The sequence below is a fragment of the Herbidospora sp. RD11066 genome (assembly GCF_054661255.1).
The window spans coordinates 1-235 of sequence record NZ_BAAGDO010000372.1; the positions used below are offsets into that span (position 1 = coordinate 1).

At 47.7% G+C, this 235-nt stretch carries 1 protein-coding gene; it reads right to left on the reverse strand.

All coding sequences use genetic code 11. The annotated features are described in order from the left end of the window. Positions 1–188: hypothetical protein (locus ACYQ78_RS40135; protein WP_459806241.1), on the reverse strand; the 188-nt coding region annotated here is incomplete at its 3' end. Positions 189–235: the final 47 nt, after the last annotated feature.

Below are 235 nucleotides of genomic sequence, written 5' to 3' on the forward strand. Positions count from 1 at the left end.
TCCACAATACTGACATGGTCAGGAAGGGGCTTCTTTGGTCCAGTTTTACCAGTTGGATCCCACGGAAGCATGATCTTTACCTTGATGCCAAGTACACCCTGTCTGAGGTACACATGTCTTATGGCAGTGTCCACATAGTGTTTGGTTGGTTCTCCACTATGGATCATCAAGCCATCAACAAACTTCATGGATTTGGCACGCTGACCACGCAGCTTTCCAGACACAACAACCTCAC